Origin of the sequence: Streptococcus sp. FSL E2-3488 (genome assembly GCF_038003585.1) — a bacterium.
Taxonomy (GTDB): domain Bacteria; phylum Bacillota; class Bacilli; order Lactobacillales; family Streptococcaceae; genus Streptococcus; species Streptococcus thermophilus.
The window spans coordinates 1-12,285 of the sequence record NZ_JBBOPL010000001.1 but is presented as its reverse complement, the minus strand read 5'-3'; the positions used below and the strand labels follow the sequence as shown (position 1 = coordinate 12,285).

Sequence of the window (12,285 nt, the reverse complement as noted above, 5' to 3'; positions counted from 1 at the left end):
AAAGACTGTTACACCGCCTTCCTTATACATTGTTATTCCCTAGGCTTCGCTGATCAGGTCGGTGCTGGTATTTAATTATCAAAGGTCACAAGTAGTTTTGTGACTTGCTCGGGTCAACTACTTTTATTAGGCTTCGTGATGTAATTTGTGATTATCATGCTTTGGAGATGATATTACTGTCATTTCATCATCAGCCATCAGCGGTTCATCATGAATTTCAACTGCTAAGAAAATAAAGATAAATACAATAACTGATGGAATTAAAGCTAAGATCAAATTAATCATTTTCATCATCTTCTTTTTTCATGCTGTAGTTTCATGCTGTAGTAATTTTCAGCATTTAAATGTGCTATACTTTTTTGCTCATACAGTCGTTCTTGTTTTAAGTTTTCTAGTGATTTCAACAAATACGCTAATGGAGAAGTGCTATCTTTCGGAATACGTTCAATCATGTTTAATACTTCAGAACTTGTTACATAGCCACTTGCTAAATATTGTCCGATTTTCATTTTCTGGTTATGAGTCATTGTTAAAACATCAGGAAACCCAAACATTTGCTCATTGTATTTATCAGCAATTATTTGCAAGAGAGAATAATACTTTGGTTCAACGAATGGAGTTGATTGATTTTGTGATAATGACTGATTAGTTTCAGTTGACTGTGAAAATTCATTAGAATTTTTCTCAGTCTTTCTAGAACTAATATGATCACTATAATTAGTCTCGTTATATTCAGTCTCATTAGGGGCTGAATTTGACACCACCCCCGTATTATTTTGACACCCCCCTGGTCTAAATTTGACACCCCCCTGGTCTAAATTTGACACCCCGGGTAATTCATCATCGTTAGCGTCAAAATCATCAACAATCAAGTTTCCAAGATAAATACGATTAGCAAGGTTTCCTTTACTACTAGTTGACTGTTGAACTTCCTTAATTAAATCGTATTCAGCTAATTGTTTTTTTATCCTTAACAAAGTTGACTTTGATACTTTAAGAATTTTCATCAAACTTGTATTTGAATAAACTAGATAAATTCGCCCCTCTTCATCAACCCAATTATTTCTTAGGGAAAGGCTTAGTCTATCTTTTAAGATTGAATAAGATACTTTTGAATCTAATCGCATATCTTCATAACGAGGACTTTCAAATAAAAGTTTTGGAAGTTTAAAATATCGTTCAGACGTTTCATACTGTTCTACAGTTATTGCATTAAAAACCATAAATCTATACCATTTTAAAATAAAGCTGACCATTTGGTTTTATTTCAATAAGACCAAATTTTTCTAATTCAGCAAGTTGACTTTGACTTTCTTTACGTGAAATTTTTAACTCAAACATCAAAAATTCAATGAGTATTTCACGCGAATGTAGTTCATTAGAAGTCATGTTTGTATCCTTTCTTTTTAGTACAGAAAAAGAGAACAATTTTCATTGCTCTCTTGACTTATAGATTTATTTTATTAATTCTCAAAACTCTAGACACTTACTCTTAAATTCTGAACTTATCTTACCGATTCTATTTCCTTATAAAATACGGGATTTATGCTACAATACTAAAAATCTTTGGAGGTGTTTTATGAAAAAACTAAGTCCTAACAGTCACATTCGCGTACTCAGTCCGTCAGATTCAATTGCTCGCTTGGGTGGATTTGAAGCCAACCTTTCTGCCAAAGAAACGTTAGAAAATCTAGGATTTCGTGTGTCATTTTCAGAACATTATTTAGAATCTGATATGCTCTCTTCTTCTTCAATCAAGAGCCGTGTTGCTGATTTGCATGCTGCTTTTGCTGATGACTCTGTTGATGCTATTCTGGCTACGATTGGTGGTTTTAATTCTAACGAACTGTTGCCCTATATTGACTACGACTTAATTGCCAAACACCCTAAAATCATTTGTGGGTATTCGGATTCGACAGCCTTTTTGAATGCTATTTTTGCTAAAACTGGAAACCTCACTTACATGGGACCGTCATATTCTAGTTTAAAAATGAAAGAAGGTCAAGATTACCAGATCAAGGCTTGGTTAAATGCCATGACAAAATCAGCTTATGACCTTGTTCCAAGTCAAGAGTGGTTCAAGCGACCCTTGGTATGACCCAACACAACCACGCCATTTTATGCCAACAGAATGGAAAATTTACAACGCAGGGAAAGCTTCTGGCACCATTATTGGTGGAAATTTATCTACTTTTGGACTCCTTCGCGGAACCACCTTACGCCCCTCAAGTCAACGATTATATCCTTTTCTTAGAAGAGGCAGAAGAAGATGACTATCATGATTTTGACCGCAATTTAGCAGCCATTTTACAAGCTTACCCCAATCCAAAAGCGGTGCTTATCGGACGCTTCCCAAAGGAATGCCAAATGACACCCGAAATATTAACCTATATCCTAGACAAGCACCCACTTCTTAAAAGTATTCCTGTCATGTATGACCTTGATTTTGCCCACACTCAGCCACTCTTTACAATCATTATCGGCGCACAAGCAAGCATTGACACTAATACTTTGAGTATTCATATCGAGGAATAAATAACCTAAAAAAGAATAATTAAAGTATTTTCATTTGCAGATTTGCAAATAAACCGATTTCATCAATTCCTCTGCTAAAATGGGGTTATAATCTAAGTAGGAAATCTACTATGTTGAACCGCTTAATTATTTTATTACCTATTCTTATTTTTTTGCTTTTGCCACTTATTTAATAAGCAACCCTTAATAATAAACTTTAAACAAAACTCTTTTCATGACACAAAAAGAACCACTCTTATCTAATCTCTGTAAGGGCGGTTTTTATTTGTTCAGTTTTGGTCAAAAAGACTTGATAGATTTGCCTTTAAAAAAGCAACAATGGTCGGATTGCCAACTTCTTCGACGCAAGCAATATAATGCTCCAAATCAGAATGGTCATCTAACCCACTTTCGCGATATGGGCAATAATTTTTTTCGAGAAATTCAAGCAAATCGTCGCAAATATATCTTGATAAGTTATGATTTTCTCCAAATATTCAATAAATAAGTCGCTTGATAAATTTTACGATAACTAATCAGGGTCAAAATCAAGTTCAGAAAAACAAGCTTTGCACTTTTCTTATGATTTGGCAAAGATAAATACAATTTATCTCGCTCGACTTACTATTATCAGTTGAAACAACTAGATGGGCACGACAAAGATAAAGAGACTAAAGGCGAAATTCAAGAAATTTATTATGAGCATAAAGGAAATTATGGCTATCGCCGAATAACTCTGGAATTGAGGAATCGTGGTTTTGTAGTGAACCAGAAGAAGGTCCAACGTCTGATGAAGCTCCTTGGTTTAAGTTCCCAAATTCGTCGTAAACACAAATATTCTTCATACCAAGGAGAAGTTGGCAAGAAAGCAGATAACCCTTATCCAACGGCAGTTTGAAGCAGCCAACCCAATGGAAAAGTGCTACACAGATGTGACAGAGTTTGCCATTCCAAATAGCACACATAAATTGTATTTATCGCCTGTTTTAGATGGTTTCAACAGCGAAATTATCGCTTATAATCTCTCAACTTCACCAAACTTAGAACAAGTGAAATCTATGTTAGACCAGTCCTTCACAGAGGAGCATTATGAAAATACAATTCTCCATAGTGACCAGGGATGGCAATACCAACATCAGTATTATCATCAATTTTTAGAGGATAAAGGGATCCAACCGTCCATGTCACGTAAGGGAGATAGTCCAGACAATGGTATGATGGAGTCCTTCTTTGGCATTCTTAAGTCTGAGATATTTTATGGTTACGAGAAGACGTTTCACTCACTTGAGCAATTGGAACAAGCTATTGTAGACTATATTGATTATTACAATAACAAACTAATCAAGGTAAAATTAAAAGGACTCAGTCCTGTGCAATACAGAACTAAATCCTTTGTGTAAATTAATTGTCTAACTTTTTGGGGTCAGTACAGAAGGCTCGGGGTATTAATTATTCTGATTTAATCGCTTCAATCAAAGCCTCAGCTTGATTCTGAAGGCTTTCAAGAACTTCTTCTGTTACTACGAATTTTCCATCTACCCAGGCTGTATCATTTACACGTGTCGCTGTAAAATCACCAACTACTTGGGTACGGATAAATGGTAACAATTCTTTGTAGGCATCAAAAAGTTGATTGTGACCACCATTAGCAACTGATGATACAGTTACAATCTTATCTTGAAGAGCTGATGGTCCTGAAGGATCTGATAGATCAAGGGCACGACTCAACCAGTCAAGCAAATTTTTCACTGGCCCAGGAATTGAAAAATTATAAACCGGTGAGAAAATCCAGATAGCATCAGCAGCCAAGATCTGCTCTCGAACTTCTGTCAAAACAGGAAGAATTGGACTTTCTAAATCCTGATTAAAAACAGGTACTTGACTATATTCAAGATAAGAAACATTAGCTTTACCAGCTAGCATTTTCTCAGCTTCTTCTGCTAATTGGTGGTTAAATGATCCCTTACGAAGAGAACCAACGATAAATAGAATGTTTTTCATGATAAATTTCCTTTGTATTTCTAATAATCATTTTTACTACTACGTAGTAATATAATTGATTTTAGTATAAATATAAAGAAATCTCTGCTCAGACATTCTTAAATTTTTTCAGAAGCTCTACCAATTGGGACTGTTCGTCAGGAGACAAAACGGAAAAAGTCTCATCAATTGCTCGCTGATGTGGGGGATTGCTGCTTGGATAATACGGCGTCCCTCATCCGTCAAATCAATCTCAAAAGCACGCTTATCTGTTTGACAGGCTTTTCGTATCAACCAACCCTTTTTATCCATGTTTTTAATGACGACAGTCATATTACCCGAAGTGGCAAGCATGCAATCAATTAATTCGCTAATCTTCATACGCCCCTTGGCATTAAGCATATCCATGACTCCAAATTGAGTTGGTGTCAAATTAAATTCTTTAAAGGTCTCAGAAACCTTTGGCATCGATGGTCCGAAAAGCCTTACGCATAACAACCATACTTTTTACAGCCATGTTTTTATCTAGATCACTCATTCTAGCCCTTTCCAAATAGATGCTATTTTTAATAATCTACCACAGTTTTTCTAAAAGTGGTATATAAAAATGAAAAAATAAGAAAAAGAGAATTCTGAGATATCTAACCAATATCTCAGAACTCTTTCATTTCTAACTATTACGATTCCAAAAAAGGGCTAATAAGATAACAGCACCTAATACCGAAGGAACTATAGCTGTATCTGCTAGCATTGGTCCCCAATTTCCAAAAAGAAGCTGACCAACAAATGCACCAAGCCATCCTACAAAGGTCTTACCAATGCAACCCATATGTTCTCCTCTATTCGAAATAGCAGAGGCAATAAGGCCAATTAGAAAACCAACTATCATACTTCCAATCATGAGAAATCCTCCACAATACTTAAATCACCCAATCACCATTTCGGAAGATTGGTACACGGCTACCATCATGGTGGATGCCATCAATATTCATTTGATTTGAGCCAATTATAAAATCTACATGTACATCAGAACGGTTAAGACCAGCTGCTTTAAGTTCCTCTTCTGTCATATCTGCTCCTCCCTCAACACTGGTCGCATAGGCTGCTCCAATAGCTAGGTGGTTGGATGCATTCTCATCAAAGAGGGTATTGAAGAAGGTAATCCCAGATTGTGAAATAGGGCTTGAATCTGGTACCAAGGCACATTCACCTAGAGCACGCGCCCCATTATTGTTGAAGACGAGATTCTTCATCACTTTCTCACCTTGGTCTGCTGTAATATCTACAATTTCACCATCTTTGAATGTTACTTTGATTCCCTCAATAATATTACCATTATAGCTTAGTGGTTTTGTACTTGAGACATAACCATATGCACGACGGAAATCTGGTGCCGTAAAGACCTCTTCTGTTGGCATATTAGGAAGGAAGCTCTCCCCCTGGGCATTGATTGCACCTGCAGACTCCCAAACGTGGTTTTTCGGCAAACCAAGGGTCAAATCTGTTCCTGGTGCTGTGTAATGAAGGGCTGAGAATTGTGCTTCATTGAGTATACGTGCTTTAGCATCTAAACGATCAGCATGTTCCTTCCAGGCACGTACAGGATCCTTTTCGTAAACACGACAGGTCTTGAAAATTTGGTTCCAAAGTAAATCTACGGCTTCCTCATCACTCGAAGCATTAGGAAAGACCTTCTTAGCCCATTCTTTACCTGCTGCTGCAGCTACTGTCCAACTAACCTTATTAGACTGAGTTGCTACCTGCATAGGTTTAAAGGCCGCTCCAATAGCCTTAGCATGAGCAGATAGACGTTCAGGAGCTACACCATTAAAGGCATCTGGATCAGAAGAACGGACTCCTAAACGACTTGCTTTCTTTTCTAACAAATATTCCATCTCCGCTTTTTTATAAGCTGGAACCTCTTCGATTCGATTCATCTCTGCATGCAAGAAACGCTCGCGATTAATAGTATCATCCGACCATTGAACAATTACCTCAGCTGCTCCTAAAGCATAAGCTTCTTTTACTAAGAGGTGAGCCAGCTCTGCTTGTTCTACATCAATGCTCAAGGCCACTGTGTGACCAGGCTGCACATTAATCCCATTAGTAACCAATAATTTAGCATATTTCTCAAGATTTTCTTTAAAATTTGGTAAAACCATGATTAACTCCTTGAAACTGTAATTTTCTATCAGTATACCATAAGACGAAGAAAAAAGTTTTCTATCAGCTTTGGCTTTTTATCATCACATACAGATATCCAAACAAAAAGAGAACGGAGACTGACTCCATTCTCTCAACGTTGATGACAATTCACTTTAGCTATTAAAAGAAATCATCAAAAAGACTTAACTGATTATCTTCTGGCATATTTCCTAGAATGCCCATTTCATCTAATCTTTCAACCAAGGTTGATGATAGGCCTCCTCGTTTACGCAATTCTGTTTTGGAGAGGAATTCCCCTTCTTCACGCGCAGCAACCAATTGCTTCGCAACGTTTTCACCCAAACCTTCAAGTGCGATAAACGGAGGAATCAAGGTATCTCCTTCAATCAAAAATTCAGTCGCCTGACTCTTATAAAGATCTAACTGGCCAAAAGTAAAGCCACGTTCTAACATTTCATTGACAATTTCAAGCGTTGTAAACAAGTCATTTTCAAGATTAGTAGCTTCATTTCGTTGGCGCTTCTCCTTAATATCTTCCATTCGAGCTTTAACAGCATCGAGCCCTGCAGACATCGTCTTAAGCTCAAATGCTTTGGCTCGAATCGAGAAGTAAGCACAATAGTAATAAATAGGATGGTGCACCTTGAAATAAGCTACGCGAAGGGCCATCATAACGTAGGCAGCCGCATGGGCTTTAGGGAACATGTACTTGATTTTACCACAAGATTCAATATACCAGTCCGGAACATTATTTTCACGCATGGCTTGAATATAACCATTTCGCTCTTCTTCAGAAATTTTCAACCACATTCCCTTACGCACACGTTCCATAATGGTAAAGGCCATCTTAGGATCTAACCCTGCATGCATTAGGTATACCATGATATCGTCACGACAACCGATAACTGTTTTCAGGGTGGCAATACCTTCCTTAATCAAATTTTGTGCATTACCCAACCAAACATCTGTACCATGGGATAAACCAGATAACTGTAAGAGTTCCGCAAAGGTCGTCGGATGCGTCTCTTCGACCATACCACGAACAAAGTTAGTCCCAAACTCAGGGATTCCCAACACGCCCGTTGAGGTCCCAATTTGTTCAGGCGTTACCCCTAAAACCTCAGTCCCTGAAAAAAGTTTCATCACATCCGGATCATCTGCTCGAATATCCTTTGGATCAATTCCTGATAGGTCCTGTAACTTACGAATCATAGTCGGATCATCATGTCCCAGAATATCTAGCTTCAACACGTTCTCATCGATATCGTGGAAGTTAAAGTGAGTTGTCTGCCAAGCAGCAGTTACATCATCAGCCGGATATTGAACAGGTGTAAAATCATAGACATCCATATAATTTGGAATAACAACGATACCACCTGGGTGCTGACCTGTATTTCGCTTAACCCCAGCAACACCCATAGCCAAACGATCAACCTCAGCATCACGATAGAACTTATTGTAATCACGTTCGTAACCCTTGACAAAACCATAAGCTGTCCGATCTGCAACAGTACCTACCGTTCCAGCACGGAAGGCATATTGCTCTCCAAAAATATCACGTACATCCAAGTGAGCCGACGGCTGATCATCTCCTGAGAAGTTCAAATCAATATCAGGAACCTTATCCCCATCAAAACCGAGGAAGGTCTCGAAAGGAATATCCTGACCATCTTTTTTATACTCAGTTCCACATTCTGAGCACTCCTTATCAGGCAAATCAAAGCCAGAGCCATAAGAACCATCCGTGATAAACTCTGAGTGTTGGCATTTAGGACATAAATAATGAGGTGGCATAGGATTTACCTCAGTAATTCCAATCATTGTTGCAACAAAACTAGAGCCAACAGACCCCCGAGAGCCAACCAGGTAGCCACGTTCATTTGAACGGTTCACCAGCATCTGCGATGCTAGATATATTACGGCAAATCCATTACCAAGAATTGAGGACAACTCTTTCTCAATCCGCAAGTCAATAATATCAGGCAAAGGATTACCATAAAGCTCAAATGCTTTAGCATAAGTCATCTCTGCAACCTGTTCTTCTGCACGATCAATATAAGGTGTATACAAGTCTTTTTTGACGACTTCAACCTCTTCGATTTGATTTGCCATAGCTTGTGTATTAGCTACAACAATCTCATAGGCTAAGTCTTTCCCCAAAAAGGCAAATTCATCTAGCATCTCATTGGTTGTTCTAAAATGAGCTTCCGGTAGAGGAGCAGGTTGAGCGTTTTCCCCCTTACCAATTGGTCTATTGATCATAGCTCCTTGTCCCAAAGCACGAACAATGATTTCACGATAAATGGCATCTTCAGGATTGATATAATGTACATTTCCCGTAGCAAGCACAGGCTTGTCAAGACGATTAGCAACTTCAATCAAATCTTTAATAAGTTGTTCTATAGCTCCCTCATCCTTGATTAAATCCTTTGCAATCAATGGCGCATAAATCGCTGGTGGCATAACTTCAATAAAATCATAGTATTTAGCAACTTCAACTGCCTTATCAATACCATGAGACAAGAGAGTATCAAAAACTTCACCATCTGCACATGCGGAACCGACTATGATTCCCTCACGATACTCATCTAAAACCTTACGAGGAATACGGGCTACTCCCTCAAAATATGATACATTTGATAGGCTTACCAATTTAAAGAGATTCTTCAAACCCGTTTGATTCTGAACATATAGTGTCGCATGTTTGACACGAGACTTCTTATACGAATCATCAGAGACCAATTCTGTGTTCAACTGTTCCAGATTAGTCAATCCATGCTTTTCGAATACATCTTTAATGAAAATAAACAACAAACGACCTGTTGCTTCCGCATCATAGTTGGCCATGTGGTGGTGGTCCAAGGCAACGCCAAAACGCTTTGTCAAAGGACCCAAACCATGACGTTTATACTCAGGATAAAGATTCCGTGCAAATTCTAAAGTATCAATAACCGGTTGTGAGATTGTCGGTAACTGATGTCTTTCATAATTGGCATTCATAAACCCAACGTCAAAGGTCGCATTGTGGGCGACTAGCACAGCTCCTTTACAGAATTCTTGAAACTCCTGTAAAACTTGCACTAAAGGTTTGGCACCTTTAACATGATTATCAGTAATACCAGTCAATTCAGTCGTAAACGCAGAAAGCGGATACCCAGGATCAATGAATTCATCAAATTGCTCAACAATATTACCTTTATGCATTTTTGATGCCGCAATCTGGATCAAATCATTATGAACAGCAGACAAACCTGTTGTTTCTACGTCGAATACAACATAAGTTGCTTCTTTTAATTCCAAATTTTCGGAATTATAAACAATAGGAACTTTGTCCTCAACAAGATTGGCTTCAAGACCAAAAATCGCCTTAATTCCAGCTTTCTTAGCTTTATGGTAGCCATGAGGAAAACTTTGAACATTTGCATGATCTGTTATCGCAACTGCTGGATGTCCCCAAAAAGCCGCTGTATCGATGAGCTCTTCAACTGTTGGTATAGCATCCATAGTTGACATGTTAGTATGAGCATGAAATTCAACTCGCTTCTGTCCCTCGGGCATCAAATCCTTACGAGGAGTATGAGAAATTTCCTTAATATCTTGTACGTTCATAGTCAAACTATGTGTAAAAGGATTATTCTCAATACGACCTCGAACTCTTACCCAGTTTCCTTTTTTAATCATACCGAACTTAACAAGTTCTTCGCTATCCTTCACCCAACGTTGCATAGCAAAACTAGAGGTATAATCAGTTACCTTAAAATTTATTATAATCCTACCTGTTTTCGTTTCACGTTGCTCTACATCAAAAATATATCCTTCAAAAACAATCCTATTTTCTTCAGAATTGACTTCAATCATTGGAGTAATCTCAGCCTTATCAAAGCTTGCAACTCGTTGACTTTGTTTCTCAGCAAAATTTTGGGCCTGATGCTTCTGAGGTGGTGGTACCGGCGAACTTTGAACAATTGATTGAAGTGCTTGTCTAGCTTGAGATTCTGCCTCTTCTTGTAAGGAGATCTTATTTGTCTCGTAAGCCTCTTCAAGAGAGGATGAAGCTTCTTTATCCTCAAGAACCGAAATAGAAACATTAGATAAACCAACATTCGAAAGAACATCAGCAATCAGGGCTATAAATCTCTCATGTAAATTCTCTCTAAGGATATGCGCAGGAGCCTTAACAGAAATACTATTATTAGAAATCTCAATCCCCAAATTGGAGAATAGGGAATAGATTGAAAAGTGTGATGATTTTAAAATATCTAAAGCATATGAAAAATAAGCTTCAAGTAAAGATTGATCACAAGAAATATCTTCTACATTAATCATATATGAAACTTTAGCCCCTAAAGAATCAAAAGAAGAATGAAGCAGATTATCAAAAAGAGTGAAAGTCTCATATGACAGTAGATTTCTGAAAGAAAAAACAAAAAACCACTGACGTTTTGATTTAAATAGCTTTACTGATTCAATAGAACCACTTTTAATTTCATTATAAGCTTCCTCATGCTGTGGAAAATGAATTTGTTTTAAAAGAAGCTTAAATTTATCAGACATAAAAAATAACTCCTATATACAAAAAAACACTCCTTATGGAGTGCAACTTATACCGGCGGCCGGGGTCGAACCGGCACGTCCTTGCGGACACTGGATTTTGAGTCCAGCGCGTCTGCCAATTCCGCCACGCCGGCAAAGTTTTACTGGGGTAGCTGGATTCGAACCAACGCATGAGGGAGTCAAAGTCCCTTGCCTTACCGCTTGGCTATACCCCAAAAATAGGCGAATGAGGGGAATCGAACCCCCGAATGTCAGAGCCACAATCTGATGTGTTAACCACTTCACCACATTCGCCACCTTATTAACACGGGCAGTAGGAATTGAACCCACACTGAAGGTTTTGGAGACCTTAGTTCTACCTTTAAACTATGCCCGTAACTATGGAAGGGGAGGGATTCGAACCCCCGAACCCGAAGGAGCGGATTTACAGTCCGCCGCGTTTAGCCTCTTCGCTACCCTTCCAAAATATAAATAAATGGCGCGAGACGGAATCGAACCGCCGACACATGGAGCTTCAATCCATTGCTCTACCAACTGAGCTACCGAGCCATATTGCGGGAGCAGGATTTGAACCTACGACCTTCGGGTTATGAGCCCGACGAGCTACCTAGCTGCTCCATCCCGCGTTAATTATAAGGAGGATGTGGGATTCGAACCCACGCACGCTTTTACACGCCTGACGGTTTTCAAGACCGTTCCCTTCAGCCGGACTTGGGTAATCCTCCATAAAATATAGTCCGTACGGGATTCGAACCCGTGTTACCGCCGTGAAAAGGCGGTGTCTTAACCCCTTGACCAACGGACCATATAATGGGCACGAGTGGAATCGAACCACCGACCTCACGCTTATCAGGCGTGCGCTCTAACCATCTGAGCTACGCGCCCAAGCTAAATGCTTGGATATTTGTTTCCAAATAAAGCGGGTGACGAGAATCGAACTCGCGACAACAGCTTGGAAGGCTGTAGTTTTACCACTAAACTACACCCGCTAAATGGGAGTTAACGGGATCGAACCGCTGACCCTCTGCTTGTAAGGCAGATGCTCTCCCAGCTGAGCTAAACTCCCTATTT

8 protein-coding genes, 12 tRNA genes and 3 pseudogenes are annotated in these 12,285 nt (G+C 38.8%); 3 read left to right on the top strand and 20 right to left on the bottom strand.

Going from position 1 to position 12,285, the window contains the following annotated elements:
• Positions 1-126: 126 nt before the first annotated feature.
• From MHH90_RS00115 to MHH90_RS00105, 3 genes are read right to left on the bottom strand one after another with little or no spacing between them, the layout of a single operon-like run.
• Positions 127-285 carry a hypothetical protein gene (locus MHH90_RS00115; protein ID WP_194283564.1) on the bottom strand — a complete coding sequence of 53 codons (159 nt, stop codon included), beginning with the start codon at positions 283-285 and terminating at the stop codon, positions 127-129.
• A 5-nt stretch (positions 286-290) separates the two neighbouring features.
• Complete coding sequence (locus tag MHH90_RS00110) at positions 291-1,223, bottom strand: replication initiator protein A (RefSeq protein WP_340725720.1); 933 nt, start codon at positions 1,221-1,223, stop codon at positions 291-293.
• Between the two features lie 4 nt (positions 1,224-1,227).
• Positions 1,228-1,389, bottom strand: a complete 162-nt coding sequence (locus MHH90_RS00105; protein WP_006531779.1) for a hypothetical protein — start codon at positions 1,387-1,389, stop codon at positions 1,228-1,230.
• A 190-nt stretch (positions 1,390-1,579) separates the two neighbouring features.
• On the opposite strand from MHH90_RS00105, the pseudogene MHH90_RS00100 reads away from it, so the two are divergent.
• The 3 genes and pseudogenes from MHH90_RS00100 to MHH90_RS00090 all read left to right on the top strand — a co-directional run.
• Positions 1,580-2,535, top strand: a pseudogene (locus MHH90_RS00100) (S66 family peptidase).
• Positions 2,536-2,749: 214 nt separating this feature from the next.
• A complete protein-coding gene (locus MHH90_RS00095; RefSeq protein WP_100273665.1) occupies positions 2,750-3,022 on the top strand; it encodes a hypothetical protein in 273 nt (90 codons plus the stop codon).
• Between the two features lie 99 nt (positions 3,023-3,121).
• Positions 3,122-3,914: pseudogene (locus MHH90_RS00090) on the top strand (IS3 family transposase); the annotation flags it as partial.
• Positions 3,915-3,963: 49 nt separating this feature from the next.
• Here the strand turns inward: MHH90_RS00090 and MHH90_RS00085 are convergent.
• From MHH90_RS00085 to MHH90_RS00005, 17 genes and pseudogenes are all read right to left on the bottom strand, one after another.
• On the bottom strand, positions 3,964-4,515 hold the full coding sequence (locus tag MHH90_RS00085) for an NAD(P)H-dependent oxidoreductase (RefSeq protein ID WP_011225289.1): 552 nt from the start codon (positions 4,513-4,515) through the stop codon (positions 3,964-3,966).
• A gap of 88 nt (positions 4,516-4,603) precedes the next feature.
• Positions 4,604-5,032, bottom strand: a pseudogene (locus MHH90_RS00080) (MarR family winged helix-turn-helix transcriptional regulator).
• Positions 5,033-5,164: 132 nt separating this feature from the next.
• Positions 5,165-5,395, bottom strand: coding sequence for a GlsB/YeaQ/YmgE family stress response membrane protein (locus MHH90_RS00075; RefSeq protein ID WP_002886331.1), 231 nt, complete (start codon positions 5,393-5,395; stop codon positions 5,165-5,167).
• A gap of 19 nt (positions 5,396-5,414) precedes the next feature.
• On the bottom strand, positions 5,415-6,656 hold the full coding sequence (locus MHH90_RS00070; RefSeq protein WP_014727288.1) for an aminopeptidase: 1,242 nt from the start codon (positions 6,654-6,656) through the stop codon (positions 5,415-5,417).
• A gap of 163 nt (positions 6,657-6,819) precedes the next feature.
• The gene (locus tag MHH90_RS00065) at positions 6,820-11,214 is read right to left on the bottom strand and encodes a PolC-type DNA polymerase III (protein ID WP_340725719.1); all 4,395 of its coding nucleotides are present in this window, start codon (positions 11,212-11,214) and stop codon (positions 6,820-6,822) included.
• 50 nt (positions 11,215-11,264) lie between these two features.
• A tRNA-Leu gene (locus tag MHH90_RS00060) sits at positions 11,265-11,348 on the bottom strand.
• Positions 11,349-11,357: 9 nt separating this feature from the next.
• A tRNA-Gln gene (locus MHH90_RS00055) sits at positions 11,358-11,429 on the bottom strand.
• Between the two features lie 6 nt (positions 11,430-11,435).
• A tRNA-His gene (locus MHH90_RS00050) sits at positions 11,436-11,508 on the bottom strand.
• Positions 11,509-11,519: 11 nt separating this feature from the next.
• Positions 11,520-11,590 (bottom strand) — tRNA-Trp (locus tag MHH90_RS00045).
• Positions 11,591-11,595: 5 nt separating this feature from the next.
• Positions 11,596-11,676 (bottom strand) — tRNA-Tyr (locus tag MHH90_RS00040).
• A 14-nt stretch (positions 11,677-11,690) separates the two neighbouring features.
• Positions 11,691-11,763: transfer RNA gene (locus MHH90_RS00035), tRNA-Phe, on the bottom strand.
• Between the two features lie 3 nt (positions 11,764-11,766).
• Positions 11,767-11,840 (bottom strand) — tRNA-Met (locus tag MHH90_RS00030).
• 9 nt (positions 11,841-11,849) lie between these two features.
• Positions 11,850-11,939 (bottom strand) — tRNA-Ser (locus tag MHH90_RS00025).
• A gap of 8 nt (positions 11,940-11,947) precedes the next feature.
• Positions 11,948-12,019 (bottom strand) — tRNA-Glu (locus MHH90_RS00020).
• A 6-nt stretch (positions 12,020-12,025) separates the two neighbouring features.
• Positions 12,026-12,099, bottom strand: a tRNA-Ile gene (locus MHH90_RS00015).
• A gap of 33 nt (positions 12,100-12,132) precedes the next feature.
• Positions 12,133-12,203, bottom strand: a tRNA-Gly gene (locus tag MHH90_RS00010).
• 4 nt (positions 12,204-12,207) lie between these two features.
• Positions 12,208-12,280 (bottom strand) — tRNA-Val (locus MHH90_RS00005).
• Positions 12,281-12,285: the final 5 nt, after the last annotated feature.

Excerpts from the sequence above, each read along its gene's own strand:
- MHH90_RS00105 (WP_006531779.1), bottom strand. The coding sequence starts at position 1,389 with ATGACTTCTAATGAACTACATTCGCGTGAAATACTCATTGAATTTTTG.
- MHH90_RS00115 (WP_194283564.1), bottom strand. The coding sequence starts at position 285 with ATGATTAATTTGATCTTAGCTTTAATTCCATCAGTTATTGTATTTATC.
- MHH90_RS00070 (WP_014727288.1), bottom strand. The coding sequence starts at position 6,656 with ATGGTTTTACCAAATTTTAAAGAAAATCTTGAGAAATATGCTAAATTA.
- MHH90_RS00065 (WP_340725719.1), bottom strand. The coding sequence starts at position 11,214 with ATGTCTGATAAATTTAAGCTTCTTTTAAAACAAATTCATTTTCCACAG.
- MHH90_RS00110 (WP_340725720.1), bottom strand. The coding sequence starts at position 1,223 with ATGGTTTTTAATGCAATAACTGTAGAACAGTATGAAACGTCTGAACGA.
- MHH90_RS00095 (WP_100273665.1), top strand. The coding sequence starts at position 2,750 with ATGACACAAAAAGAACCACTCTTATCTAATCTCTGTAAGGGCGGTTTT.
- MHH90_RS00075 (WP_002886331.1), bottom strand. The coding sequence starts at position 5,395 with ATGATTGGAAGTATGATAGTTGGTTTTCTAATTGGCCTTATTGCCTCT.
- MHH90_RS00085 (WP_011225289.1), bottom strand. The coding sequence starts at position 4,515 with ATGAAAAACATTCTATTTATCGTTGGTTCTCTTCGTAAGGGATCATTT.